General features: G+C 37.8%; 26 protein-coding genes. 10 read left to right on the plus strand and 16 right to left on the minus strand.

Translation table 11 applies throughout. The annotated features are described in order from the left end of the window. Positions 1-15 precede the first annotated feature (15 nt). The 3 genes from LCM23_RS10500 to LCM23_RS10510 all read left to right on the plus strand — a co-directional run bounded on the left by LCM23_RS10500 (position 16) and on the right by LCM23_RS10510 (position 2,787). Positions 16-705, plus strand: coding sequence for a response regulator transcription factor (locus LCM23_RS10500; RefSeq protein ID WP_224936899.1), 690 nt, complete (start codon positions 16-18; stop codon positions 703-705). Further along, on the plus strand, positions 698-1,807 hold the full coding sequence (locus LCM23_RS10505) for a HAMP domain-containing sensor histidine kinase (protein ID WP_224936900.1): 1,110 nt from the start codon (positions 698-700) through the stop codon (positions 1,805-1,807). The genes LCM23_RS10500 and LCM23_RS10505 overlap by 8 nt, the downstream gene beginning before the upstream one ends. Before the next feature lie 95 nt (positions 1,808-1,902). Further along, positions 1,903-2,787 carry a M15 family metallopeptidase gene (locus LCM23_RS10510; RefSeq protein ID WP_224936901.1) on the plus strand — a complete coding sequence of 295 codons (885 nt, stop codon included), beginning with the start codon at positions 1,903-1,905 and terminating at the stop codon, positions 2,785-2,787. A 146-nt stretch (positions 2,788-2,933) separates the two neighbouring features. On the opposite strand, the gene LCM23_RS10515 is transcribed toward LCM23_RS10510, so the two are convergent. The 7 genes from LCM23_RS10515 to LCM23_RS10545 all read right to left on the minus strand — a co-directional run bounded on the left by LCM23_RS10515 (position 2,934) and on the right by LCM23_RS10545 (position 8,822). After that, positions 2,934-3,599: a DUF3885 domain-containing protein gene (locus LCM23_RS10515; RefSeq protein WP_224936902.1), complete on the minus strand. Its 666-nt coding sequence runs from the start codon at positions 3,597-3,599 to the stop codon at positions 2,934-2,936. Between the two features lie 12 nt (positions 3,600-3,611). Next, on the minus strand, positions 3,612-4,400 hold the full coding sequence (locus tag LCM23_RS10520) for a putative hydro-lyase (protein WP_224936903.1): 789 nt from the start codon (positions 4,398-4,400) through the stop codon (positions 3,612-3,614). 23 nt (positions 4,401-4,423) lie between these two features. After that, entirely contained in the window at positions 4,424-5,614 is a 1,191-nt protein-coding gene (locus LCM23_RS10525; protein ID WP_224936904.1) for an NRAMP family divalent metal transporter, read from the minus strand. After that, the gene (locus LCM23_RS10530; protein WP_224936905.1) at positions 5,614-6,378 is read right to left on the minus strand and encodes a LamB/YcsF family protein; all 765 of its coding nucleotides are present in this window, start codon (positions 6,376-6,378) and stop codon (positions 5,614-5,616) included. Before LCM23_RS10530 ends, LCM23_RS10525 begins: the two co-directional genes overlap by 1 nt. 10 nt (positions 6,379-6,388) lie before the next feature. Continuing rightward, positions 6,389-7,378, minus strand: coding sequence for a 5-oxoprolinase subunit C family protein (locus tag LCM23_RS10535; RefSeq protein WP_224936906.1), 990 nt, complete (start codon positions 7,376-7,378; stop codon positions 6,389-6,391). After that, positions 7,375-8,088, minus strand: a complete 714-nt coding sequence (pxpB, locus tag LCM23_RS10540; RefSeq protein WP_224936907.1) for a 5-oxoprolinase subunit PxpB — start codon at positions 8,086-8,088, stop codon at positions 7,375-7,377. Before pxpB ends, LCM23_RS10535 begins: the two co-directional genes overlap by 4 nt. 185 nt (positions 8,089-8,273) lie before the next feature. Continuing rightward, a complete protein-coding gene (locus LCM23_RS10545) occupies positions 8,274-8,822 on the minus strand; it encodes a TetR/AcrR family transcriptional regulator (RefSeq protein WP_224936908.1) in 549 nt (182 codons plus the stop codon). A gap of 222 nt (positions 8,823-9,044) precedes the next feature. Here LCM23_RS10545 and LCM23_RS10550 point away from each other — a divergent pair, with 222 nt between their 5' ends. Then, positions 9,045-9,953 carry a LysR family transcriptional regulator gene (locus LCM23_RS10550; RefSeq protein ID WP_224936909.1) on the plus strand — a complete coding sequence of 303 codons (909 nt, stop codon included), beginning with the start codon at positions 9,045-9,047 and terminating at the stop codon, positions 9,951-9,953. Positions 9,954-10,082: 129 nt separating this feature from the next. Here the strand turns inward: LCM23_RS10550 and LCM23_RS10555 are convergent, their stop codons facing one another. Both LCM23_RS10555 and LCM23_RS10560 read right to left on the minus strand, forming a co-directional pair. Beyond that, on the minus strand, positions 10,083-11,429 hold the full coding sequence (locus LCM23_RS10555; RefSeq protein WP_224936910.1) for a GntP family permease: 1,347 nt from the start codon (positions 11,427-11,429) through the stop codon (positions 10,083-10,085). A 23-nt stretch (positions 11,430-11,452) separates the two neighbouring features. Continuing rightward, the gene (locus LCM23_RS10560; RefSeq protein WP_224936911.1) at positions 11,453-12,589 is read right to left on the minus strand and encodes a glycerate kinase; all 1,137 of its coding nucleotides are present in this window, start codon (positions 12,587-12,589) and stop codon (positions 11,453-11,455) included. Between the two features lie 185 nt (positions 12,590-12,774). Between LCM23_RS10560 and LCM23_RS10565 the strand changes: the two genes are divergently transcribed. After that, positions 12,775-13,863, plus strand: a complete 1,089-nt coding sequence (locus LCM23_RS10565; protein ID WP_095371417.1) for a CdaR family transcriptional regulator — start codon at positions 12,775-12,777, stop codon at positions 13,861-13,863. Between the two features lie 145 nt (positions 13,864-14,008). Here the strand turns inward: LCM23_RS10565 and LCM23_RS26060 are convergent, their stop codons facing one another. Next, on the minus strand, positions 14,009-14,833 hold the full coding sequence (locus LCM23_RS26060) for a methyl-accepting chemotaxis protein (protein ID WP_095371416.1): 825 nt from the start codon (positions 14,831-14,833) through the stop codon (positions 14,009-14,011). Between the two features lie 183 nt (positions 14,834-15,016). Here LCM23_RS26060 and LCM23_RS10580 point away from each other — a divergent pair, with 183 nt between their 5' ends. Further along, complete coding sequence (locus LCM23_RS10580) at positions 15,017-15,778, plus strand: STAS domain-containing protein (protein WP_224936912.1); 762 nt, start codon at positions 15,017-15,019, stop codon at positions 15,776-15,778. Between the two features lie 92 nt (positions 15,779-15,870). Here LCM23_RS10580 and LCM23_RS10585 read toward each other — a convergent pair whose 3' ends face one another. The 3 genes from LCM23_RS10585 to LCM23_RS10595 all read right to left on the minus strand — a co-directional run bounded on the left by LCM23_RS10585 (position 15,871) and on the right by LCM23_RS10595 (position 18,741). Next, complete coding sequence (locus LCM23_RS10585) at positions 15,871-17,241, minus strand: alanine/glycine:cation symporter family protein (RefSeq protein WP_095371414.1); 1,371 nt, start codon at positions 17,239-17,241, stop codon at positions 15,871-15,873. 532 nt (positions 17,242-17,773) lie between these two features. Then, entirely contained in the window at positions 17,774-18,046 is a 273-nt protein-coding gene (locus LCM23_RS10590; protein ID WP_224936913.1) for a GNAT family N-acetyltransferase, read from the minus strand. A 248-nt stretch (positions 18,047-18,294) separates the two neighbouring features. Beyond that, positions 18,295-18,741, minus strand: a complete 447-nt coding sequence (locus tag LCM23_RS10595; protein ID WP_224936914.1) for a cupin domain-containing protein — start codon at positions 18,739-18,741, stop codon at positions 18,295-18,297. A 224-nt stretch (positions 18,742-18,965) separates the two neighbouring features. Between LCM23_RS10595 and LCM23_RS10600 the strand changes: the two genes are divergently transcribed. The 4 genes from LCM23_RS10600 (at position 18,966) to LCM23_RS10615 (ending at position 23,335) form a co-directional block, all read left to right on the plus strand. Then, positions 18,966-19,691: a GntR family transcriptional regulator gene (locus tag LCM23_RS10600; protein ID WP_224936915.1), complete on the plus strand. Its 726-nt coding sequence runs from the start codon at positions 18,966-18,968 to the stop codon at positions 19,689-19,691. Then, the gene (gntK, locus tag LCM23_RS10605; RefSeq protein WP_224936916.1) at positions 19,688-21,235 is read left to right on the plus strand and encodes a gluconokinase; all 1,548 of its coding nucleotides are present in this window, start codon (positions 19,688-19,690) and stop codon (positions 21,233-21,235) included. Before LCM23_RS10600 ends, gntK begins: the two co-directional genes overlap by 4 nt. A gap of 15 nt (positions 21,236-21,250) precedes the next feature. Continuing rightward, positions 21,251-22,597: a GntP family permease gene (locus LCM23_RS10610; protein ID WP_224936917.1), complete on the plus strand. Its 1,347-nt coding sequence runs from the start codon at positions 21,251-21,253 to the stop codon at positions 22,595-22,597. A 129-nt stretch (positions 22,598-22,726) separates the two neighbouring features. Further along, positions 22,727-23,335, plus strand: a complete 609-nt coding sequence (locus tag LCM23_RS10615) for a hypothetical protein (RefSeq protein WP_224936918.1) — start codon at positions 22,727-22,729, stop codon at positions 23,333-23,335. A 388-nt stretch (positions 23,336-23,723) separates the two neighbouring features. Here the strand turns inward: LCM23_RS10615 and LCM23_RS10620 are convergent, their stop codons facing one another. The 3 genes from LCM23_RS10620 to LCM23_RS10630 are packed head-to-tail and all read right to left on the minus strand — an operon-like array spanning position 23,724 to position 25,984. Continuing rightward, positions 23,724-24,560 carry a MetQ/NlpA family ABC transporter substrate-binding protein gene (locus LCM23_RS10620; protein ID WP_224936919.1) on the minus strand — a complete coding sequence of 279 codons (837 nt, stop codon included), beginning with the start codon at positions 24,558-24,560 and terminating at the stop codon, positions 23,724-23,726. A 22-nt stretch (positions 24,561-24,582) separates the two neighbouring features. Beyond that, a complete protein-coding gene (locus LCM23_RS10625; RefSeq protein ID WP_224936920.1) occupies positions 24,583-25,245 on the minus strand; it encodes a methionine ABC transporter permease in 663 nt (220 codons plus the stop codon). Next, the gene (locus LCM23_RS10630) at positions 25,238-25,984 is read right to left on the minus strand and encodes a methionine ABC transporter ATP-binding protein (RefSeq protein ID WP_224936921.1); all 747 of its coding nucleotides are present in this window, start codon (positions 25,982-25,984) and stop codon (positions 25,238-25,240) included. Before LCM23_RS10630 ends, LCM23_RS10625 begins: the two co-directional genes overlap by 8 nt. Positions 25,985-26,020 lie beyond the last annotated feature (36 nt).

A 26,020-nucleotide genomic window follows, 5' to 3' on the forward strand; every position in this document is an offset into this window, starting at 1 on the left:
TTAGAGGTGTACAACGTGAAGCACGTAAATATTTTGATTGCCGATGATGAGGCGGAAATTGCTGACCTTGTAGGGCTCCATTTAGAAAAAGAAGGCTTTCATATTTTCAAAGTAAATGATGGAGAAGAAGCATTAAAAATTGTACAATCACAGCCAATTGATTTGGCTGTCTTAGATATTATGATGCCCCGTTTAGACGGGCATGAAGTCACTAGAATGATTCGCGAACAAAACTATCTTTTTCCGATTATCTTTTTGAGCGCTAAAACATCTGATTTTGACCGTATCACCGGGCTTGTCATTGGAGCTGATGATTATATGACCAAACCGTTCAATCCTATGGAATTAGTGGCACGCGTCAAATCACAATTACGCCGGACAATGCTGTATAATCAATCAGCTTCAAAAGAGAATATTTTAGAGTTTCGAGGACTTACGATTGATCCTGATCAACATAAAGTAACAAAATATGATACGGTCCTCTCTCTCACCCCGAAGGAATTTGATATTCTCCTCTTACTCGCTAACCACCCGAATAAGGTTTTTAGTGCAGAGCATATTTTTCAAACTGTGTGGGGAGATGCTTATTATGACAACCAAAATACAGTGATGGTTCATATTCGCACATTAAGAAAGAAACTTGGGGAAGACAAGAACGAGTTTATTAAAACCGTCTGGGGAGTAGGTTATGCCTTTCATGGTTAAATTTAAAATTAATTTTCAAACGAAACTATTACTACTCGTCTTCGTTAGCATGATATTAGCTGGCTTAATCACCTATGCACTTTTTGCATTTATGCAATATTATTATCATCAGTTTGTGTTCATCGATGATCCTTTAGCTCGAATCAGGTGGGCATTAGGAAATAAGGGTCTATTTATTATTTTTGCGATTCTATATATTCTATTTACACTCGTCATTTTCAAATTACTTACAAGACGAATTTCATCTTATTTCAGTCATATTTCACATGGTTTAAAGCAATTAGCTAACAGTGATTTTCAATATGAAACAATAATCTCTACTAACGATGAATTTAGCCAAATAGCGATGGATTTAAATACAGCTAGTCTCAAGCTAAAAGAGGCGATTGAGCGTGGAGATTTTGCTGAGTCAAGCCGTGATCAGTTAATTGTCAATCTCGCCCATGACTTACGAACACCACTCACATCAGTCATTGGCTATTTAGATATTATCAAAAAAGACACTAGCTTAACCGAGGAACAAAAAAAGCATTATACAAACATTGTCTATAAAAAAGCTGGGCGGTTAGAAGAATTAATTGATCATCTTTTTGATATAACGAAATTAAATTATGGGAAACTCTCTATTATCAAAAGTGAAATTAATTTAAGTGAGTTATTATTACAACTCTGTGAGGAAATGTATCCTGCCCTAAAGAAGAATCACTTAGAGGCAAGATTACATTTACAGCCCTCCTTAATGATTGAAGCAGATGGGAGACAATTAGCACGTGTATTTGAAAATCTCCTAAATAACGCAATACGCTATGGGGTGGATGGACAATTTATCGATATTCACTCTTCATTAGACGATGAAGGAGCGATTGTGCAGATTATTAACTACGGTGATGATATCAGAGAAAAGGACCTACCTTATATTTTCGATTCCTTTTACACATCCGACCCTTCTCGCGCCCATCAAGAAGGTGGAACAGGGTTAGGGTTATTTATTGCCAAGAATATTGTTGAACAGCATGGCGGTCATATCACTGTCAATAGTACCGTCATACAAACAAGCTTTGAGATTAGACTTCCCGTTCATCCATCTACTTTGGATCATTAAAGGGATGATTTAAGAAAAACTTTATATTTACCCCTACTTTTTTTTAAGCTTTATTCTTTATCTTTAATTTTATGAATTGAAGGAGGAATAAACGTATGAAGAAGTGGGGATTTTTTTTAGCCATCATTTTATTTTTATTAATAGCCATCAATCAATATCTTACTTCGAATAAAGCCAATTTATTAAGGGATGATATTGAATACGCCAATGAGGAGAACGAAAACAATGATTTCAAGCCCATACCTTCTAATAGAAATTTATCTGTAGAAGAAGATATGATAAACGATGGTCAGCTATTACTTGTTAATGAAGAACATCCATTGAAGAAAAATACAATACTAGACGATGTAGTCAACGTATTTGAATATGATGAATTAGAGAAAGAGTTTGGTCTTATCGATGCTAATATTGAATTGTCGATAGATTTATTATATCGATTTAATGATATGATACATGCAGCTAACAAAGAAGGAGATTTTCAATTTTTACTAACAAGTGGCTATAGAAGCTGGGACGCACAACAAACGCTGTATCAGGAAAAAGGGGCGGATTACGCTCTACCTGCTGGTTATAGTGAACATAATTTCGGACTTGCTCTTGATGTCGGTTCTCAAACAACCACTATGTATAAAGCAAAGGAAGCCCAATGGTTAGAAGAGAAAGCTTGGATGTATGGCTTTATTTTACGATACCCTGAAAACAAAAGTGATATTACCGGCATTTCATATGAACCATGGCATATCCGCTATGTTGGTTTACCACATAGTGCAGTAATGCATGAGAAAAAACTTGTATTAGAGGAATATTTAAAACTGCTAGAAACAGAAAAGACAATTGACTTTACATTAGGTGATGTAACTTATCATATTCAATATTTCCCGGTCCATGATGCCAATACTATTACCTTACCGGATGACGATTACTATCACATTTCTGGTGATAATAAAGAAGGTGTAATAGTCACTACTTACTCTCTTTAAAAAAATTACAGAGCTTTGACCATACTAATACATGAGAAACAAGAAAATTACTCGAGTAGTGTGCACAATTCAGCATGCACACCACTCGAGTAAAATTAAGCAGGATTTCATCACCGTTGTTACTATACATCTTTCTCCATAAACATTTAATAACCCAATCTTCGAACGACATCTGCTCGATCGACTTCATCAATCCAGTTACCATACTTTTCATATAGCTGTCTCAGAATCTGAACATTGCGGGCAATGACTTCACAACCACGATCATCGTATATGAAAAAGATGACATCTCTCGTTAAATTAATAAAGAAAACATCTGGATAATTGACATGATAACCACCAAAACGTGGTTTTAAAGGAAAGTCTTCATGAGCAGCTGCTTTTATAAGTGAATCTATTTGTACGTCTCGGCACTGGCATAATAAAGAGAATTGTTGTAATTGGTATGCGCCTGCATCCTCCACTTCAAAAGGATAAGGCATGGTTTCCACCTGAAGTTGATACAACTTTTTACGTTGCTTCAAATGAGATTGGTAAACCTTTAATTTTCTCGTTCTCTTTTCTTTTTCAGTCATTTTATACATATTAGTCACTAGCATCACTTCATCCTCGCTAGCAAATAACTCCTTAAAAAGGGTTGTTGCCTGTTCATAAACAAGCTCAAATCTATCCATATTTAACTGACCTTGTTCGTTAAATTGGTAGATTTCTTCAGCGAACGTGAAAGGAATACCGATGTTCCATTGCTGATATATACTTGGCATTAGTTTTAATCCTGGAAATTGAGACTGCAAATAGTTTGATAACTCCATAGAAGCCCTTTCTTACAGGATTGCATATTGTTCATTTAACACATCTGTAATAAACATATGACCAGGGGCATGCGTAATCATAATCTCTGGTTTTGCCCGCATCGCCACTGCTTGTGGGGTTACGCCACATGCCCAAAATACAGGAACTTCTCCATCTTTAATGGTAACCGCATCTCCAAACTCAGGTTTGTTAATATCTTTAATCCCTATTTTTTCAGGATTTCCTAAATGTACCGGGGCACCGTGGACTGAAGGGAAACGACTCGTTACTTGAATAGCCCTTATCGCATCCGCTTCTTTCATTGGTCTCATACTTACCACCATCGGCCCTTCAAACATACCAGATTTTACACATTCAATATTTGTTTCATACATCGGCACATTGCAGTTTTCTTCGATATGTCTGATTGGAATATGATTATTTAAAAGCGCTTCTTCAAAAGTAAAGCTACAACCAATTAGAAAGCCAACCATATCTGTACGCCAATAACCGGTTGCATCTTGCACCTCATCCACAAGTTCTCCATACTTATATATACGGTACTTAGGGATATCTGTCATAATATTGCCGTTTGGTGCGGCTAACTTTGGTATAACTGATCCGACCTCTGTTACATCGATAATCGGACAAGACTTTTGGTTTCTTTGACAAAATAATAAAAAGTCAAAGGCAAGTTCTTTTGGTAATACAGCTAAATTCGCTTGGATAAAGCCATTAGCAATGCCAGCAGTGGGCTGCTTCCAATAACCTTCCCTAATCTGCTTACGTGCTTCTTCAGGACTTACTGTTGTTAAATTCAATCTTATTCACACCTTTCAAGCTATTATTCAAACAATTGTGGAATCCCATTAATTAAAGAGTAACCGCCCATTAATGCCATAACAATGACAATTAGTAGCCCAAACAAGGTTAACCATAACGGATGTTTATAATCGCCAACAATCTTCGCCTTATGTGCAGCAATTAACATCACACCTAGAGCGATAGGCAAAATTAGTCCATTTAATGAACCAACTAATACGAGGATTTTCACTGGTTGTCCAATCATAACAAATACAAGGGTAGATATTGCGATAAAACCTACTGTAAACCATTTTGCATTTTTATCAATGAAATGGGTGAATGTCCGAATAAATGAAACGGATGTATAGGCCGCACCAACGACAGATGTAACCGCTGCTGCCCACATAATCACACCAAATATTTTATAGCCAACATTGCCGGCAGCATGTTGAAACACAGATGCTGCTGGATTATCAGGGTTTAAAGTTAACCCTTGAGAAACAATCCCTAAAGCAGCTAAGAAAAGGAAAATTCTCATTAATGAGGCAATTCCAATGGCACTCACTGCACTTCTTGTTACTTGTGGTAAAGCTTCTTTCCCTTTAATACCAGCATCTAATAAACGATGCCCACCGGCAAAGGTAATGTAACCACCGACTGTTCCACCTACTAGTGTAACAATGGCTAAAATATCAATCGTTTCTGGTACAAATGTACGTGTCACAGCTTCACCAACTGGAGGAGAGGCAGTAAACATGACATATACCATCAATCCAATCATGACAAACCCTAGCACTTGTGTGAAGCGGTCCATTAGCTTTCCTGCTTCTCGAACAACAAAAATACCAATAGCAACTAATCCACTTAATAAAGCGCCTAATTCTGGAGAAACACCAAATAATACATTCGTTCCAAGTCCAGCTCCAGCAATATTACCAATATTAAAAGCCAGTCCCCCCATCACTATGAGTAAGGCCAAGAAATAACCTAATCCAGGTAAAACCTGATTAGCAATATCTTGCGCTTTCTTTTCTGAGACGGCTAAAATTCGCCAAATATTTAATTGTGCTCCGATATCTATGATAATCGAGACTAAAATAACAAACCCAAAGCTTGCTGCTAGTTTTTCTGTAAACACAGTTGTTTGTGTTAAAAAGCCCGGCCCTATTGCTGAAGTAGCCATTAGGAAGGCTGCACCTAAAATAATACTTCTAGTTGATTGTGTTTTCATTAAGCTTCTCCTATTCGTCTCACTTGGATATTTTCTTTTTGTAGAGTCGCATGAATGAGTTTAGCAAATGCCAATGCATGTTTGCCGTCACCATGAATACAAACAGTATCTGCTAAAATGTCAACATCCTTGCCACTTACAGACGCTACTTTCCCTTCCTTTACCATACGAACGACCTGCGCGACCGCTACATCTTGGTCGGTAATTAATGCATTTGATTCTCTCCTTGAAGTCAAGGAACCGTCATCTTGATACGTACGGTCAGAGAATACTTCACTTGCCGTTTTTAAACCTATCTTCGCACCCGCTTTTACTAGCTCGCTACCAGCTAAGCCAAACAAAATTAATTCTGGATCGACTTTGTACACAGCTTCTGCAATAGCTTCAGACAACTGAGCGTCTTTTGCTGCCATATTGAAAAGGGCTCCGTGTGGTTTAACATGTTGCAACTTTCCGCCCTCAGACTGAACAAAAGCGGACAATGCGCCAATTTGGTAGACAACAATATCATACGCTTCTTGAGGGGAGATATTCATTTCTCTTCTACCAAAGCCAACTAAGTCTTGTGTTCCTGGATGAGCACCAATCCCCACTTTTTTCTCTAATGCCAGTTTCACCGTCTTACGCATCGTTGTCGCATCTCCTGCATGGAAGCCACAAGCAATATTTGCACTGGTCACATAATTTAAAATTTCTTCATCATTACCAATTGAATAGTTACCGAAACTCTCACCTAAATCACAGTTTAAATCAATCTTTATCATCGTTATCCTCCTATCGATATTTTATTTGGATACTCCTTTTATACTCATAGAGCCTTTGCTCCTTTTGAATAAAGAGCTTTTGAGCTTCTGTAAAAGATATCTTTTCAAAATATACCTCTTCTCCAGGCTTTGTTTGAGCCAACACATGTAAATCGATGGATGCCACCTGCCCAATCTTCGGGTATCCTCCAGTCGTTTGCCTATCAGCCATTAAGATGATTGGTTGCCCGTCAGGAGGTACTTGAATGGTCCCCATAGCAACAGCCTCTGAGATCATTTCTTTCTCTTCTGATAATGCGAGTGCACTACCATTCAGGCGATAACCCATTCGATCCGACTGTGAAGCTACCTTATAAGGGTTATTAAATAATGCTATTTTGCTTTCTTTATTAAAAAGAGAAAATTGCTTCCCTTCAATGACCCTAATTCTTTGATTAGAGGGCCTTCTCATCTGAACCGGTATATGCCATTTTGCTTCAACAAATGGCTTGTCAGGTTGTTTTAATGAAGCGATCATTTTTTTCGATAAGCTACTCTTCTCTTTTAAAGTTAATCGATCGCCTTTTTGAAGCGCGCGCCCATTATGTCCGCCAATATGTGCACGTAAATAAGTAGCATAACTATCCATGACCAACTCGATATCAAACCCACCAGCAATGGCTAAATAAGTACGACAGCCCTCTTTATACGAAGCGAATGTTAGCTCACTTCCGGCATTTACCCAAATAGGTTTCCACAGCCCTACTTGCTGTCCATTAATTTGCGGACCGATATCTCCTCCACAAAGACTAATCAAACAATCTTCGTGAAAAACAATGCGTGGGCCGATTAATGTCATTTCTAATGTAGGTTGTTCTTCGGTGTTCCCGACAAGCATATTCGCAATCTTATGCGCATCTTGATCCATGACACCACTGGCGATTACACCATATTTCTGGTATCCTGTTCGGCCCAGATCTTGTAGGGTCGATAATAAACCTGGTTTCTTAATCTCTATCATGACTGCTCAGCCTCCAATTGCTTATACTCATCAAAGCTAATTGGCTTAAATTGAATGCGATCGCCAGCCCTTAACAAAGTTGGCATTTCTTCCTGTGGTGTAAATAATTCGATTGGCGTCCTTCCAATCAATTGCCAACCTCCAGGTGTTTCAATAGGATATACACCTGTTTGCATCCCTGCAATCCCAACAGTCCGAGCTGGAATTTGTAGCCTTGGTGATTTCCTCCTAGGTGCCGCAATCTTTTCAGACATCCCTCCGATGAATGGAAAGCCAGGGGCAAAACCAATCATATGGACCAAATAATCACCAGCTGAATGAATTTCGATTACTTCATCGGGTGTTAGGTGATTTAACCGGGCAACCTCATGTAAATCGGGACCAAATTCCCCACCATAACAGACAGGAATGTCAATTTTCCTCGAAGATAAGCGATTTTGTGTATCCACAGATTTTAATAATTCATTCAGTTCTGCGCATACAAATTCATAAGGCAGTTGCTCTTTATCGCATAATTGACTAACCTTCCAAATGTCATAAAATACCGCAATATTCGTGTAAGCTGGAATGCATTCCTTCATCCACGGTAAGCGTTGATCCTCGAGAAAATTCGAGAACATTTGAATTTGTTGTTGGGTTTCAGATGAAATCTGATCCCCTAATTCTATAAGAAGAGCTTGGTCTCCCAACGGACAAAAGTGCCATTTCAATTTACACCCCTCCTTATCTAAGCTGTTCAGTTTATTTGTAAAAAATTCAATTATACTAATAATCTATCTATACAGATTATTTTATTTAAATAATACAATAAAGTATTAAAAATAAAAAGCAACCCTAACGATATTTACTATCTTTCAATAATAAAGATTGTTAGAGTTGCTTTATTGATGAATGCTTAATAGTTTTTTGTATTTAATTGATAATGATTCATCAAGTTCGTGATTTGATTACAAAAATGAGTAGCATTTTTCTCGCAATCCTCTTTTACCCAATTTAGTATAATTTTGGTGAACCCACCAATTTGAAATTGAATTAAGTATTCTGCAATATCAACGTCAGTGAATACTTCCGATAGCCCCTCTTCTATCATTTCAATGAATTCTTCCATAACTAAGTATTCCAAATCATGCGCAAATAACTTCCTCAATACTGGTTTTTGTAGTTCTGTGATCATAAACATCATATGGATCATTTGCGCTATAGTTAGATTATCTTGTTTCTTCCTCATATTGAATAAATCTCTATACAATTGACGTAAATAGATGCGTATAATATCTTCTTTTGTGCCAAAGTTTCTATAAAAAGTTATTCGTGCAATCCCTGCTTGTTTCGTAATTGCTGAAATTTTTATTTCACGAAATTGAAATTGATTCATCAATTCCATTAAAGCACTACACACAATCTCACGTGTTTTGGTTACTTGCTTATTCGTTGCTTCATTCAATTTTCTACTCCTTTTTAGGATCTATTTACTTTCTCTATAAACACAATTGCTCTAATCTAGTTCTAAATTCTCAATTAATTAAAATAAAACACATTCTTTTTACCTATAACATATTTATTTTAACACAAAACGCTCTATAAAAACCTGCTCAAAAATATATAGATAGAATGGACGAATTAACAGTATACTAATTTTGAATCCATAAAAACTAGGTGATAGTAAATGACCTTTGATCAACTAAAACATTTTTCAACTGTGGCAAAAACACAATCATTCACTGTGGCAGCTCATGAACTTTTCCTTTCTATATCGGCATTAAGTCAATCCATCAGTAGTTTAGAGACCGAGCTAGGGTTGATGTTGTTTAAACGCTCCCGTTCTGGTGCCCATTTAACTGCTGAAGGCGCTCTATTAATTGAAAAGGCAGAAGAAATCATGAAGATGACGGAAGAGTTTCAAACATTCGCGCAAGCGCAAACAGAAAAACTCCAAGGGCATCTTCGTATCTCTACAATACCAGGTCCTTCAAACGCCTTACTTGCCGCTGTATTTTCTTTTAAGAAAGAACATCCAAATGTCTCCATAGAGCTTCAAGAGTTAGGACCAAAGGAGATAACAGAAAAACTAATCAACGAAGAAATGGACGTGGGTATGCTTGTTGTTGGGCCATCTTCTGAAGTAAATGAAGATAAATTCCACTTTGAACCACTGCTAGAAGGCTATATGGTTGCTGGAGTACAAGCCCATTCCGCACTTGCTGAAAAGCCTTTTATTTCAAAAAAAGATTTATCAAGATATCCCATTATTTTATATCAAGATGCTTACCTTAATCAGACGATCAAACAGCTTCTTGATAACAATAGCCAAAGAAATCTAGTTGTAAAAACCAATCATACAAATGCAATTACCCAATGGGTATCTAGTGGTAATGCGATAACGATTGGGCTTGATTATTCATTTCAGCATATTGATGGGATTACCGGGGTAAAAATACAAGAATTAAAAGAAGAAAGAGTTCACTACGGCTGGGTTCATTTAAAGAAAAAACATCTAAACCGACTGACAGATATTTTCCTTGAAACATTAAACCAGGAAATGAATAAGCTTATTGCGCAATCAAACAAGATGTGACATTTATGAAAAGGAACGCCCTCTGCATTAGGAAATGAAAATTGGCTAAGAACATCGGTTTAAAGGGGTAAAATCCGAACGCACACGAACCCTAAAGAAGGCATTCGAGTGACTGTTCGGATTTTCTTCTTATACTAAAATAACCCATAAAATCATTGCTACGATGATAGAAACAAGTCCTTGTAATAATGTCGCCATTGTTTGAGCTTTGTAAGCATCTGTTACCTTCATACCAGTAAATTGTGTAACAACCCAGAAGTAACTATCATTCACATGACTAACGGTCATTGCACCCGCTCCAATAGCCATTACAACTAATGCTAGCGGTACTGCTCCTTCAATACCAACAACCGGAAGCATTGGGGCAATTAATGAAGATGTTAGTACTAATGCTGTTGTTGATGAACCTTGTGCTGACTTTAATGCTGCAGCAATCATGAAAGGAATAATCAAGAACAGCGCACCTGTAAACATATCGGAAATGTCCCAACCCTGAATAATATCAGCAACACCAGAGTTTTTGATTACTGTCCCAAAAACTCCACCTGCTCCAGTAATTAAAAGTACAGGTGCGGCATCTAATAATCCTTTACCAACCCAATTAGTTAATGTTTCCTCATTAAATTGAGGTAATAATGGTAGAGCAGCGAGAATACCAATGAACAATGCTATAACTGGTGTACCTAAGAAACCAATAAATTGTGCAAACCAACCTTCGTATCCCAGAACGGCAACAATTGAACCTAACCCGATTAATAGAATAGGTAAGATAATTGGGAAGAATGCTTGAAAAGTCGAAGGCATCTTACCAAATGAAGCGACAACCTTATCATAATCGAATTCCTCTGTGTTACGATCCTCTGGAACTTCAATTCTTGTTGCTACTTTAACTGACCAAAGATAACCAATGGCAGCAGCAGGAATGGCTACAATAAAACCAATTAAAATCACTGTTCCTAAATAGGCTTCTGCACCAATATTTCCCGCAGCGGCAATTGGGCCTGGTGTTGGTGGTACAAGTGTATGAGTGGCATATAATCCTGTAGCTAGTGCTACAGACATTGAAGCCATCGTTACTTTAGCTCTCTTAGCTAATGCCTGGCGTAAACTATTAAGAATAATAAAACCAGAATCACAGAACACTGGAATAGAGACGATGAAACCAATAATACTCATGGCAAGCTGTGGTCTCTTTGGACCCACGATACGTAACACAACCTCTGCCATTCGATAAGCCGCACCTGCTTTTTCTAAGATCACTCCAATAATTGTTCCAAACACAATGACAAGACCGATACTTGTCATAACACCGCCAAATCCACTATTAATGCTCTCAACTATTAAATCAAATGGCATACCTGATGCAAATCCAACGAATAGAGCACCTATTAGTAAAGACATAAATGGATGAATCTTAAACTTTGTTGTCGCTAATACGATAATTAAAACCCCAATAGCAATGATGAAGAATAACATTCTTTTCCCTCCTAAAAATGGAATTATCTTTGAAACGCAATAAATGTTCTCATTACTCGTTCAGCAGCATCCGCTAGCAATTCTGCTGAACGCTCCATCGCCTCGTCTAACTCCATAGGGCTTGTCACTAAACTGTGGACACTAGTAATGCCATATTCATATAACTCTTCAATACCTTTACCAATAGAACCCGCTAGAACAAAGACAGGAATATGATTGATTCTCGCTGCCTCTGCCACACCCATAGGTGTCTTACCAGAGGCGGTTTGAAAATCACACTGGCCTTCACCAGTAAATACACAATCGGCATTCACCATTTTTTCCTTCAGTCCAGTGTACTCAATAACAAGATCAATCCCTCTTTTCATATCTGCATTGAAAAAGGCTTGGAAAGCACCACCAATTCCTCCTGCTGCACCTGCACCCGGCCGATCATGTAAGCGAACTTTAGTCGCATGCTCAATCACATCTGCCCAGTTACCCATATAGTGATCTAACATCTCAACTACTTCAGGACTTGCCCCTTTTTGAGGACCAAAAACATGAGAAGCACCATTAGGACCAATAAACGGATTTTGTACATCAGAAGCGATTAGAAATTGACAATCCTTAATCCGCGAATCAAGAGAGTCTAATTGAACAGACGTAACCTCACCTAACGCTTCTCCACCAAGACCAATTTCATCTCCGGCATCGTTCATCATTTTCAGCCCTAGAGCTTGTAACATACCAGCTCCGCCATCATTGGTAGCGCTTCCACCAACTGCTAAAATAAAATGACGATAACCATCATCTAACGCTTGCTTAATTAATTCCCCTGTGCCAAAAGTTGTAGCAATCAGTGGATTGCGTTCACTTTTATTTATCAGCTCTAGACCAGAGGCACTCGCCATCTCAATAACACATGTCTTTTCATCGCCGAGTACACCATACTCCGCCGCGACCTTTTTGTGTAATGGACCCATTACACTAACTTTTACCTTTTTTCCCCCCGTTGCAGAAACAAGACTATCCATTGTTCCTTCTCCACCATCCGCTACAGGCACAGAAATAACTTCACACGAAGGAAGCGCTTTCTTAACACCTTTAGCAATTGCTTCTGCAGCAGAAACACTCGATAAGCTACCCTTATATGAATCAGGTGCAATAACTACTTTCATAAACTCGCCACCTAACATCTATTGTGTTATCCTTATTATAATTATGTGTCATACTATTTGTCATCGTTATGATTGAACAAAAAAACAGATTATTTTGGTTAAATTTTTATCTATTATAAACAGATTGTGATATTATTTTACTGATATATAACAAACGAAATGAAGAGAATAAGGATGGGCCATATATGTTAACTCGTGAAATTGCCGCAGAAATTGTTAAGCAAACCATGGTTAGACTGGATAGAAATATAAACATTATGGATGATAGAGGCAAAATAATTGCATCTGGTAACCCCGATCGAATCAATATGATTCATGAGGGAGCAACAGAAGTTTTACGTACTGGTAGAGCTGTCACCATTAGTGATAAGGATATACAATGGAAAAACTCATATCCCGGCGTTAACCTACCTATTCATTTTCAAAAAAAAATCATCGGTGTGATTGGCATTACTGGTGACCCAGATGAAATTTTTGAATTTGGTGAGTTAGTAAAAATGATTACAGAGATGATGATTCAACAATCCTTTAGTTTAGATCAGTTAGAGTGGCAACAAAAAGCGAAGGATCATTTATTCGATGATTTATTGCAGGACTCAATTGAAGATTCATCGATTGAACAACGATTTAAACTATTTGAGATTCATCTTTTGCCCCCCTTTCAAGTGTCAGTCATTAAAACAGATATGCCCAAATTGAAAAAAAATGACTTCATCCAATGGGTGGAAAGATTTTTTCCCAAAGAAAATACATTGATTGGTTTCCTAGGAATAAATCAACAATTTATACTTCATACAGGCTTAACAGAGGAACAAATCATTCATCGGTATCAAAGTTTCATTTCATTTATAGAAGAAAATCAACTTACTGCAAGAATTGGGTTGGGTTCCAATGTAAAGACTGTCAATAACATTCAACATTCCTATCAGCAATCCATTTCAGCTTTAACATTAAGTGCAGAGTCTTCTATTTTTGCTACTTTTAAAGATATTGAAGCACAAGCATTACTGAATGAACTGAGTGAAGCATCTAAAACTTACTATTATACAAGAGTACTGAATGGACTTTCTGAGAAGCTAATTGAGACACTTGAAAGCTTGTTTGCAAATAATTTAAACCTTGGAGAATGTGCGAAAAGTTTATTTATCCATAGAAACTCACTCATTTATCGGCTAAAGAAAATCAAAGAAATAACCGGATATAACCCACAGCATACTCTCGATGCGATTACATTGCAACTTGCGATTTGGCTTAGACAAATGCATAAAGAGTAACTGGTTAAATACCTTCCTCACTTGTTGGTTCTCTGACTCTTGTAAAAATACCATTTGTGATTTCAAGTAAAAAAAGCTCGCCATCTGGTGAGCTTTTCTAATCTATCTACTAATTAATGAAATAAACCAAATCTGGTGGACCATACTAATTAGACAATCGCGCAAACGACTGTAAAGTTTCATCTATATCATCTTTTGTCCGTGAAACAATATCTTTTAGCTCATCAGTTATCTCATACACATTCACGACTTGCTCTGTAATATTCTCAATATTTATATTTACTTCTTTCATCGCATTATCAGCTGAGACAGATAGCTTTTTAACTTCTTTGGCAACAACTGCAAACCCTCTTCCTTTTTCACCAGCATGAGCTGCCTCAATAGCAGCATTAATTGCCAATAAATTCGTCTGAGATGCAATATTTCGAATAAGTTTAGATGTTTCTTCAATTAGCTTCATTTGTTGTTTCAACGTTTCTAAAGCTAATACCTTTTCATTAGAGTTAGATAATACCAGTTCAACAAGATGTGTGGGCGCCATTTTTAATTTTGAGATCATCTCATTTGTATGCTGCTCCCTTTCAGTAATGTCCGTGGCAATTTTTAAAACTCCCTTTACCTCTCCTTTCGTTCCTATAACAGGAATATATGTCGCTTCTAACCACAATAATTGGCCAAACTTACCCACTCTTTTGATTTTCTCTTGAAACTTTCTTCCCCTTCTCAAATTACGCCATAGCTCAAGATAGGTTGAACCATTCACCTCTTCAATAGTACAGAAATTCTGATGATCCATTCCTACCATTTCTCCTGACTGATACCCCAGTACTCTAGCAAAATTATCGTTAACCCATATCACTTCTCTATCCAAATTAAACTCAATCATGGCTAAATTTCTCTCAAGTGATGCTAACACTTCATTATTATCTAACACTTGATGATTTTCCTGAAAACCAATTGTTGTATTCATACATGCTCCCTTTCATACGCAAGTAGTTCTTTTTACCCATATCAAACATAAACGAAACCTACAACAGAATATAGTTTTATTTCATCTACTTAAACAAAAAGGTCTTTCCTTTGTTTTTTGCCAAAAAGGAAGAGATAATAAATAGATGGAAATTTGCCAAAGGTGGGGTTAGCACTGAATAAAATGAATATGGAACTCATATTAAAGACACTTGATTATACACGCGTTGGTATTTTAATTACCGATCCGAGTCAGCATGATAACCCTATTATCTATTCTTCTAAAGGTTTTACTGATATGACAGGTTACACCAAAGAGGAGGTAATCGGTAATAATTGTCGTTTTCTACAAGGCGAGCAAACAAGTAATGAAACCATTGCTCGTATTAGAGAAGCAGTAACAAGAAAAGAATCCATACAATGTGAAGTTCTAAATTATAAGAAGAACGGCGATATTTTCTGGAATCACTTAACAATTGATTCGGTTTATATGGAAGAGGAGGAAGCCCATTTTTTTATCGGTGTTCAACATGATATAACTGAACAGAAAGAGGCCGAGCAAAAGTATTTACAGTCCTTACAGAGAATCGAAGAACTTGAAACACCTATTATTCCACTCACAGATAAGGTATCTGTTCTCCCTTTAGTTGGAGAGATGAATGAAAGTCGTTACCATAAGATGACAACGCAATTATTGCAATCATTAGAGAATACATTTGCTGAAACCCTATTAATCGATGTAAATGGATTAACTACTTATAATGAAGAAATTATGCAAAGATTTATTGAACTAGCAAATGTATTATCATTAATGGGTACGTCTATGATATTATGTGGAATCAAACCGGCAATGGCACAGAAATCAATTACATTTGCCGATCGACCTACAAGTAAACTTAGAACCGCTAGTACAATTAGAGCTGCTCTTGATATTGCTTCTAAATAAAGGAAAAATGCAACTCTAATTGATAGCAGTTGCATTTTTTTCAAATGATTATTTTGGTGTCTGGCTAAACTTTCAATGAATAAACCAACAACTTATCCTGCCATTGATTGTTTCTTCTCTTCTTGTTTCTCTTTTTTTCTAATCTCAGTGAATTTCCGGGATTCAGCCACAATGACTGGAGATAGAAGCAAGAGAGCAATTAAGTTTGGTAAGGCCATTAGTGCATTAAAGATATCAGCAATTCCCCAAACCATTTCTAACTCTAAAGCCGAGCCAATGAGTACTGTTATGACAAACAGCACCTTGTATATCACTGCATTTTGATCACCAAATAAATAACCAAAACATTTCTCGCCATAATAAGACCAGCCAATAATAGTCGAATAAGCAAAGAACATAATACCAATAACTACAAGCATATTACCTACACCAGGTAAGAAGAATTCAAATGCTTCTCCCGTTAAACTAGAAGCATTTTCATGCCCGACATAAAGACCACTTAATACAATCGTTAAACCAGTAATCGAACAAACAATAATTGTATCAATAAATGTTCCTGTCATTGAAACTAACGCTTGTCTACCAGGATAATCTGTTTTAGCCGCTGCGGCTGCGATGGGTGCTGAACCAAGCCCCGCTTCATTAGAGAATACCCCACGAGCGATACCATAACGAATGGCCATCCCGACTGCACCACCAGTTGCTGCGGATGGGTTAAAGGCCTCAGAGATAATAAAACCTAATGCTTGAGGTACTTCAGTAATATTCATAAAGATAATAATAAGTCCACCAGCTAAATAAAATAATGCCATGAAAGGAACGAATATACCCGTAACTCGACCAATTCCTTTAATTCCACCTAACAGTACTAATCCTGTTAATACCATTAGAACAACACCCGTAATCCATGGGTTCACCCCGAAATTGGCTTCAAATGAGCCAGCAACAGTATTTGCTTGTGTCATATTACCAATTCCAAATGATGCCAAAAATCCAAAGAGAGCAAATAATACAGCTAACCATTTCCAGCCGAGACCTTTTTCAATATAATACATCGGTCCCCCGGAGATTTCACCTTTACTATTCGTCACGCGGTATTTAACTGCTAAAATGGCTTCACCGTATTTTGTTGCCATTCCAAAAAATGCAGCTAACCACATCCAGAATAAAGCACCGACCCCACCAAGCATCACTGCTGTCGCTACACCGGTAATATTTCCTATCCCAAGTGTGGCTGCCATTGCTGTCATCAAAGATTGAAAGTGGGATATATCCCCTTTATCTTTATTGTTTTTATCACTTTTACTAAAAGTAAGCTTTAAGGCATACGGAAGTTCCCTTATTTGGATAAATCCTAACCTAAAAGTAAGAAAGATCCCCGTTCCCACTATCAATACTAGGGTTACTGGCCCCCATACAAAATTACCTACTACGCTTATTAAGTTCTGTAGCCATTCCATCATTTTCCCTCCTCTTTGATCTTCTGTTATACAACAATAAACAATTAGATTGAATTATTATATTATAATAGATTCTTTACAAAAAATAAATACGAATTAAAGCATTACCACGTTATTTTGTTGAACATTTTCTAAATTTTTATCATAGTAAGAAAATTAACTTAACTCATAAAGTCTAAAAATTCTAAACTATTAGCCTATAATTCTCTTCTTATATAAGAATCACCTCTTTTTTCTTCAAAATAATGATGAATTCTGTCGAACAAATAACCAATACTTTTGTTTTAAGAATATATTACTGTAAAATTAAATCTTTTGAAGCGGGAACAATGCCTTAAGGGAGAGGAGATTTACCCCATACGAGTCCTTTAAAGAACCTAGAATGGGTTGTATTTATTCAAACACCTCATGAAAAACTTAAATGGTAGACCCTCCTATCATATCGAACGATAGTGTTTTAAATTTGAACATTACATGGGAGGGATCACCTGATTGAAGCAAATAAAAAAAGTAGGGGTCGCCTACTTTTTTTGGTTTAAGCTTGCACTTCCCGATATTCTGCTTTCTTCTTAAATAGAGCAGCGACAAAGGGACAAGCTGGGACAATTTTTTTGTTTTGACTTTTCACCTCTTGCACAACCGAATCCACTAGTTGTTCAGCAAGTCCAGTACCTCTCGCTTCTTCCTCTACATATGTATGTTCAATAACAATGGTGTGATCGTTTCTTTCCGAAAAAGTAACTTCTCCTTGTTCCTTCCCACTATCATCAATACCATAATGACGATTGCTAGCTTTTTTAATTTCCACGCCTCACACCTCCTTCTTTTATATGATGGCCTTCATTATGCTTTTCTCAAACACGAACCGTACATGTTATAGGAGCAGCGTACCTTTTTAATTATAGTATGTACGAATGATTAATGGGATATGTATTTTTTACGCTTTGTATTTATCCTCTAAGTGACGGGCAAATCCTACTTGTTCGGCCTTCACCTTTGCTTTCTATGGAGGGGCCCTACATGGTCCCACCTGTTTATCCTGGTAGAACGATGGCTCTATTTTTTTGGAAATGATAAGTTACCATGATGATAATAGTAGGGTTCGCTTTCAATTGCCGTTACGGTATGTTGACGAAGTGCTTTTGACGTGAGTATTCTATGCTCATTTAACTCTTGTACCTGCGATGCAAAAATGGTTTGAGGCAGAGGACAATCTAAAGCATTTAACCACTGGCTATCTTTTTTAGCTTGTATAAGGTGCCAACATCCTTTGGGGATATTAACTACTTGGTTGGGGGAAATAGTGAACACCTTGATTTGATGTACATCTGGTAAAACAAATGATACTTCTATTCGCCCCTGTACACAATATAAGAGCGAAGAAGCATTCAGGTGACATTGAATGGGTGTCACTTGACCCTTCTCTAAGGAGACAATCAATAAGATAATATTCTCACCATTACAAAACACCCTTCCCACTCCTTCAACATCAAATTGCTTCATTATATGTAACCTAAATGGAATAATGACGAATGATTTATCTTAAATAGTGAATAATAATTAAATCTTTATTTGAGCTAAGAATACCTTTCTAAGAGGATTCGTCCACCACCCTTCCCCCATTTCCTCCATACTGAAAAAAAACAATTCTTATTAACGCCTTGAATAATCGAAAATTCGAGATATAATACTTGTATACAAGTATACTAAAATGAGAAGGTGTTATGATGAACGAACCAATAGAATTTCTCTACCCTTCCAAATGGCTCACGAAAGCTTCGACAGGTGAGCGCGTTGTAAGTGAATTAAGGATGCAAATTCTCTCAGGACGTATTGAAAGCGGTACCATTCTTTCTGAAAATAAATTAGCTGCTGACTTTTCAGTAAGTCGATCACCAATAAGAGAAGCATTAAAAATTCTTTCTGCTGAAAATATTATTCGCCAAGAACGAATGGGTGCAGTCGTCATTGGTTTATCCGAAAAAGAAATAGAAGAAATATACGATGTGCGCATTCTTATTGAAACGTTTATCTATCAACGACTTGTACGTTCAGATATTACAGACCTTGTAAAAGAACTCAATAAGATTTTAGAAATGATGAAAGTCTCTATTAAATATAATGATGCGGATGAATTCTCACTTCAGGATTTACAATTTCATGAGACCATTATTCGAGCCGCTAATCACTCATATATATTAATGATCTGGAATAATTTAAAACCAGTCATGGAGGGGTTAATTCTATTATCCATGCGCAAGCGTTTTAAAGAAAACCAGCACGATTTCGAACGCATATTCACAAACCACGCACTCTATATTGAAGCGATTGAGAAAAAAGATAAAGCATTAATGATTCAATCTCTCCATCAAAATTTTGATGATGTGCAAGGAAGAGTTGAAGATATGTGGAAATCCCAAGAAATTCTTGCAGAAGGGGGCGGAACAAAATGACAACCTATATGTTAGGTGTAGATATTGGAACAACCAGCACAAAGGCTGTTCTTTTTACAAAAGACGGGAAAGTCATTCAAAAAGAAAACATCGGCTACCCATTGCATACACCAGATATGTCTACAGCTGAGCAGGACCCTGAAGAAATCTATCAAGCGGTCAAGCAGGCGATAACGAACATTATGAAAAAAAATAGAGAAATGATGCCAGCATTCATTTCCTTTAGTAGTGCCATGCATAGCTTAATTGCTATCGATGAGAATGATCAACCATTGACTCCATGTATTACATGGGCCGATAACCGCAGTGAATCATGGGCACATAAAATTAAAGATGAATGGGGTGGCCATGAGATTTATAAACGTACAGGGACCCCTATTCATCCAATGTCCCCATTGAGTAAAATAACATGGATTACAAATGAACGCCCAGAAATAGCCCAAAGAACGAAAAAATACATTGGCATAAAAGAGTATATATTCAAGAAGTTCTTTAACCAATATGTTGTTGATTATTCTATCGCATCAGCAATGGGAATGATGAATCTTACTGAATTAACATGGGACAAAGAAGCATTAAAGATAGCGGGCATTCGCGAGGACCAGCTATCCACCCTTGTTCCCACAACTCAGATATTCACACACTGTGACAGTGAGCTTGCCTTACAAATGGGACTTGATCCTCATATCCCTTTTGTTATCGGTGCAAGTGATGGTGTCCTCTCTAATCTCGGAGTCAATGCGATTGGCAAAGGGGAAATCGCCGTCACCATCGGAACTAGTGGAGCCATTCGTACGATTATTGATCGTCCGCAAACAGATGAAAAAGGCCGGATTTTCTGTTATGCACTAACGGAAGATCACTGGGTCATTGGTGGCCCTGTTAATAATGGTGGGATTGTCCTCCGTTGGATTCGTGACGAATTTGCCTCATCCGAGGTAGAGACTGCCAAACGTTTAGGACTCGATCCATATGAAGTGTTAACGAAAATTGCTGAACGTGTGAGACCAGGTGCAAATGGACTTATTTTCCATCCTTTCCTTGCGGGTGAAAGAGCACCTGTATGGAATCCAGATGTTAGAGGCTCATTCTTTGGTTTAACCCTTTCACATAAAAAAGAACATATGATTCGCGCCGCATTAGAAGGTGTCATTTTCAACTTATACACTGTTTTCCTCGCACTTATGGAGTGTATGGACGAACCTGTTACGCGTATTCAAGCGACAGGCGGATTTGCCCGCTCTGCTGTTTGGCGCCAAATGATGGCGGATATTTTTGATTCTGAAGTGGTCGTACCTGAAAGCTATGAAAGTTCCTGCTTAGGGGCATGTATCCTTGGGTTATACGCTACAGGAGAGATTGAAAATTTTGCAGTAGCTTCTGACATGATCGGTAGCACACATAGACATACACCAGATGAAGATGCAGCTAATGCGTATCGTCAACTAATGCCTAGCTTTATCAACCTGACAAGAGTATTAACAGAGGAATATACAAAAATCGCTAACTACCAAAGAGGCTTGATTAGAAAAGATAGCGAATAAAAAGGAGAGAAAAATATGCCATTATTTATTGTTGCTTTAGGTATTATCGCCCTATTGCTCCTTATTATGGGGCTTAAACTCAACACATTTGTCTCACTTATTATCGTTTCATTTGGTGTTGCCCTAGCTCTTGGCATGCCTGCATCAGAAATTGTTGGCACGATTGAAAGTGGTCTTGGTGGAACACTTGGACATATCGCCTTAATCTTTGGTCTAGGTGCTATGCTTGGTAAATTAATCGCTGATGCTGGCGGTGCACAAAGAATTGCAATGACCCTTGTCAATAAGTTTGGTGAGAAAAATATCCAATGGGCAGTTGTCGTATCATCCTTTATTATCGGGATTGCCCTATTCTTTGAAGTAGGTCTTGTATTACTTATTCCCATCGTATTTGCGATTTCTAGAGAATTAAAAGTATCGATTCTTTACCTCGGTATCCCAATGGCAGCAGCATTATCTGTTACACATGGTTTCTTACCACCTCACCCTGGTCCAACCGTCATTGCCGGGGAGTACGGTGCAAATATCGGTGAAGTTCTATTATACGGGATGATTATTGCTATCCCAACAGTGATTATTGCTGGCCCAGTTTTCACTAAAATTGCGAAGAAAATCGTACCCAACTCTTTCACAAAGAGCGGAAATATTGCTTCTTTAGGTGAGCAAAAACAATTTAAACTTGAAGACACACCAGGGTTTGGTATCAGTGTATTTACAGCGATGTTACCAGTGATCCTTATGTCAATTGCAACAATCGTTACTTTACTTCAAGAAACGATGGGCTTTAGCGATAGCATAATCATTATCGTGATTAAGTTCATTGGTGATGCTTCAATCGCGATCTTGATCTCTCTACTTGTGGCCATTTACACAATGGGCATTGGCCGTAATATTCCAATTAAACAAGTAATGGACTCTTGCACAACAGCCATCACACAAATTGGAATGATGCTACTAATCATCGGTGGCGGTGGTGCTTTCAAGCAAGTATTGATTGACGGTGGGGTTGGTGATTATGTTGCCCAATTATTCGAAGGCACGACCCTTTCACCTATCTTATTAGCCTGGACCATCGCAGCCATCTTGAGAATTTCTTTAGGTTCTGCGACAGTTGCAGCATTAACAACAGCTGGACTTGTTATCCCTTTACTCGGTCAAACAGACGTTAACCTTGCTCTCGTTGTACTCGCAACAGGTGCAGGTAGCTTAATTGCATCCCACGTCAATGATGCAGGTTTCTGGATGTTTAAAGAGTATTTTGGTTTATCAATGAAAGAAACGTTTGCTACATGGACTTTATTAGAAACCATCATTTCCATTTCAGGCTTAGTATTTACTTTATTATTAAGCTTGATTGTTTAAGTGACAAAGAGCAAAAAGCCGGAAGAGTTACGATCCACTCACTCGGCTTTTTGCTTTTTATTTCGGAGAGAAACGTTAACGTGTCAAAAAGCCGATCCGAAATTATAAAAGCTTGAATGGAATGGAAAAATGAAAAACAAAGTAACCCTAGGAATAGTGGCAGGAACTGAAACTCCCTCCACCAAAAGAAACTTGCAAAGATGTGCACACAAAGTCACACTGGTTTTCGATACGATTTTGTCCGGACATTTCCTGTTTGAGGGACTTCCTTCCTTTTCTTTACTCGCTTTTGCGCGTATCTCCTATTTACGCGCACTTCTTTCCTTTTCTTTACTCACTTTTGCGCGTATTTCCTATTTACGCGCACTTCCTTCCTTTTTTTCACTCACTTTTGCGCGTATTTCCTATTTGCGCGCACTTCCTTCCTTTTCTTCACTCACTTTTGCGCGTATTTACTGTTTACGCGCACTTTCTTCCTTTTCTTCACTCACTTTTGCGCGTATTTCCTATTTACGCGCACTTCCTTCCTTTTTTTCACTCACTTTTGCGCGTATCTCCTATTTATGCGCACTTCCTTCCTTTTTTTCACTCACTTTTGCGCGTATTTCCTGTTTACGCGCACTTTCTTCCTTTTCTTCACTCACTTTTGCGCGTATTTCCTATTTGCGCGCACTTCCTTTTCTTCACTCACTTTTGCGCGTATTTCCTGTTTACGTGCACTTTCTTCCTTTTCCTTAATCACTTTTGCGCGTATCTCCTATTTATGCGCACTTCCTTCCTTTTCCTTAATCACTTTTGCGCGTATCTCCTATTTATGCGCACTTCTTCCCTTTTCTCCCCCTACTTTTGCGCGATCATCCCACTTCATTTCCCACCAACCAATTCAATAAAAAGGTTCTGATTCAATGCATCAGACTCACTTAGACAGACACATTCATAAAATGCAACTAGAGGCTGGGACAAATGGTTTTCAGCAAATGAAAAAAACGAACTAATATTTGAAACACTATTTTAGAGCTTCAGATTAGTTCGTTTTTTATTATTTTTCACGTGTTTAGTTTAGTTAAGAATTAGAAATGATAAATTTAGTTTGGTTCCAGCCTCTTGGATCTAACACATTTCTATGTTATTCAAATGCCGGAATCGCCGTTTCATCATAATTTTCTTCTAAGAATTTTTTCACTTCAGGGCTTGTCATTGCTTCTGCAAGTTTTTGAATCGCTTCTGAATCTTTGTTATCTTCGCGAGCGACAAGTGTAATGGCAAAGTCATTATCAATACCTTCTGTTAGTAGTGCATCACTTTTTGGTGTTAAGCCCAGTGGTGCAGCATAAGCAGGAGTCATTACGACTGCATCAGCATCATCATACATTCTCGCCAGCATTAATAAATCTACCTCTTCAAACTGATAGTTCTTTGGATTAGATGTGATGTCTGATTTCGTATAATATGGACCTGTTTTTTCTTTTAATTCAATCACATCATGTTGTGCTAGTAATGCGAGTGAACGGTCAATATTGGATACATCATTGGCAATGGCAATCGTTGCTCCTTCAGGTAAATCAGCTATTTCTTCAAAGTTCTTTGCATAAACACCATAATTGGCAAAATAAATCTCTTGTATTGCCACTAAATTCGCATCATTACTACGATTGTACTCTTCCATATAAGGCACATGTTGAAAAAAGTTTGCATCTACTTCTTTTGCCGCTAAAGCTGTGTTGGGTTGCACATTATCACTTAGCACAACCATCTCTAGATGAATGCCCTCTTCTTTCAGTTGTGGCGCTACTAACTCAAGAATCTCTGTCATCGGTGGAATAAGTGAAGCGACTTTTAGTGTTACCTCTTCTTTACTGTCACCACCATTTGTTTGTTTATCATCTGCTTGATCTTCTGTTTCTTGACCACAAGCAGCAAGCATCAAAATACTTAGTATCATTAAAGCAAATAGTCTTTTCATATTGTCCTCCTTCAGTATGTAGTCATCTCTTATCAATCACTCTCGCAACAGTTGTCCCAATAAACTGGATGCACTGTACGAGAATGACCATAATAATGATCATATATATCATTAAATCCGTCATAAATTGTTGATATCCATAGCGAATGGCGAAATCACCAATTCCTCCACCACCTACTACTCCCATAATAGTGGAATAGGATATAAAACTAATAATTGAAGTAGTTAAGCCAAGGACTAGCCCTGAACGTGCTTCGACAAATAAAAATTTGAAGACAACTTCGACAACCGATGCGCCCATTGCCTTTGCTGCCTCTATTACGCCTCTAGGGACATCTAATAAAGACTGTTCTACAAGGCGAGAATAATGTGCGATAGCGATAATTGAAAGCGGTACAGTTGCTGCCGCTGTGCCTATCGCTGTCCCAATAATGAACCTTGTAAAAGGAATCAAGAATACGACTAATAATAAAAATGGAAAAGAACGAATCGTATTTACCAATAAATTTAAAATCGAAAAAACAGCTCGACTTTCTAGTAAATTCTCTTTTCGACAAAGAAAAAGTAGTGTTCCAACAGGGAGTCCCACGATGACAGCGGCAAGAATGGACATCCCCACCATCGCAAAAGTCTCGCCAATCGCTTGCCAAATTTCCGCCTCATACCTTTGCAATACTTCAGGCATCCCCGCTCACCTCACCTGTTAATTTTTCAATAAAATATTCAGGGGTGTGGTCCACATCAGGGATGCCTTTCGGTTCAAGCTCAATTGTCTTATAGACAGAGCCATCTGCCATAACCGATACGCGGTGACAAATGCTTTGTATAACCTCCATCTCATGGCTAACTATGACAATCGTGACCCCTAATGTACGATTAATCTCCTCTAGCACAGCGAGAATTTCCGCTGTTGTATGAGGGTCAAGTGAAGAGGTTGGTTCATCGCATAATAACACCTTAGGCTCGTTCGCAAGGGCTCTAGCAATCGCCACTCTTTGTTTTTGACCGCCACTTAAACTTTGTGGGTACTGCTTTTCCAAATGAGCAAGACCTACGAACCTTAAGCATTCCATCACTCTTTCTCTTCGTTGATGCTTTGGGTAGTTTGCTAGCTGAAGACAAACCTCGACATTATCATAAATAGTTAAATTCGCCACAAGATTAAAATGCTGAAAAATCATCCCCATTGATTTTCTCGCTTCTCTTAACTGTTTTGGTTTCATCGTCATCAAGTTTTTTCCATCAACAACGACTTCACCGCAATCGGGTACTTCAAGCAAGTTCATTAACCGTAGTAATGTCGATTTTCCCGCTCCACTTGCACCAATGATGCCGTAGATCTCGCCTCCATTTACTTCGATATCAACCGCTTTAATCGCTTCGTAATCAGCGAAGCGTTTACTTATATCATGCATTTGAATCAAATGAAATAAACCCCCTTTCCATTTATGAAAGGTAAT

Source organism: Cytobacillus kochii, from assembly GCF_020171845.1.
GTDB classification, from domain to species: domain Bacteria; phylum Bacillota; class Bacilli; order Bacillales; family Cytobacillaceae; genus Cytobacillus; species Cytobacillus kochii.

Bases quoted from the DNA above. Each gene is read 5' to 3' on its own strand.
- LCM23_RS10505 (WP_224936900.1), top strand. From the start codon at position 698: ATGGTTAAATTTAAAATTAATTTTCAAACGAAACTATTACTACTCGTC.
- LCM23_RS10510 (WP_224936901.1), top strand. From the start codon at position 1,903: ATGAAGAAGTGGGGATTTTTTTTAGCCATCATTTTATTTTTATTAATA.
- LCM23_RS10515 (WP_224936902.1), bottom strand. From the start codon at position 3,599: ATGGAGTTATCAAACTATTTGCAGTCTCAATTTCCAGGATTAAAACTA.
- LCM23_RS10525 (WP_224936904.1), bottom strand. From the start codon at position 5,614: ATGAAAACACAATCAACTAGAAGTATTATTTTAGGTGCAGCCTTCCTA.
- LCM23_RS10530 (WP_224936905.1), bottom strand. From the start codon at position 6,378: ATGATAAAGATTGATTTAAACTGTGATTTAGGTGAGAGTTTCGGTAAC.
- LCM23_RS10535 (WP_224936906.1), bottom strand. From the start codon at position 7,378: ATGATAGAGATTAAGAAACCAGGTTTATTATCGACCCTACAAGATCTG.
- LCM23_RS10550 (WP_224936909.1), top strand. From the start codon at position 9,045: ATGACCTTTGATCAACTAAAACATTTTTCAACTGTGGCAAAAACACAA.
- LCM23_RS10555 (WP_224936910.1), bottom strand. From the start codon at position 11,429: ATGTTATTCTTCATCATTGCTATTGGGGTTTTAATTATCGTATTAGCG.
- LCM23_RS10560 (WP_224936911.1), bottom strand. From the start codon at position 12,589: ATGAAAGTAGTTATTGCACCTGATTCATATAAGGGTAGCTTATCGAGT.
- LCM23_RS10565 (WP_095371417.1), top strand. From the start codon at position 12,775: ATGTTAACTCGTGAAATTGCCGCAGAAATTGTTAAGCAAACCATGGTT.
- LCM23_RS26060 (WP_095371416.1), bottom strand. From the start codon at position 14,833: ATGAATACAACAATTGGTTTTCAGGAAAATCATCAAGTGTTAGATAAT.
- LCM23_RS10580 (WP_224936912.1), top strand. From the start codon at position 15,017: ATGAATATGGAACTCATATTAAAGACACTTGATTATACACGCGTTGGT.
- LCM23_RS10585 (WP_095371414.1), bottom strand. From the start codon at position 17,241: ATGATGGAATGGCTACAGAACTTAATAAGCGTAGTAGGTAATTTTGTA.
- LCM23_RS10595 (WP_224936914.1), bottom strand. From the start codon at position 18,741: ATGAAGCAATTTGATGTTGAAGGAGTGGGAAGGGTGTTTTGTAATGGT.
- LCM23_RS10600 (WP_224936915.1), top strand. From the start codon at position 18,966: ATGAACGAACCAATAGAATTTCTCTACCCTTCCAAATGGCTCACGAAA.
- gntK (WP_224936916.1), top strand. From the start codon at position 19,688: ATGACAACCTATATGTTAGGTGTAGATATTGGAACAACCAGCACAAAG.
- LCM23_RS10610 (WP_224936917.1), top strand. From the start codon at position 21,251: ATGCCATTATTTATTGTTGCTTTAGGTATTATCGCCCTATTGCTCCTT.
- LCM23_RS10615 (WP_224936918.1), top strand. From the start codon at position 22,727: ATGAAAAACAAAGTAACCCTAGGAATAGTGGCAGGAACTGAAACTCCC.
- LCM23_RS10620 (WP_224936919.1), bottom strand. From the start codon at position 24,560: ATGAAAAGACTATTTGCTTTAATGATACTAAGTATTTTGATGCTTGCT.
- LCM23_RS10625 (WP_224936920.1), bottom strand. From the start codon at position 25,245: ATGCCTGAAGTATTGCAAAGGTATGAGGCGGAAATTTGGCAAGCGATT.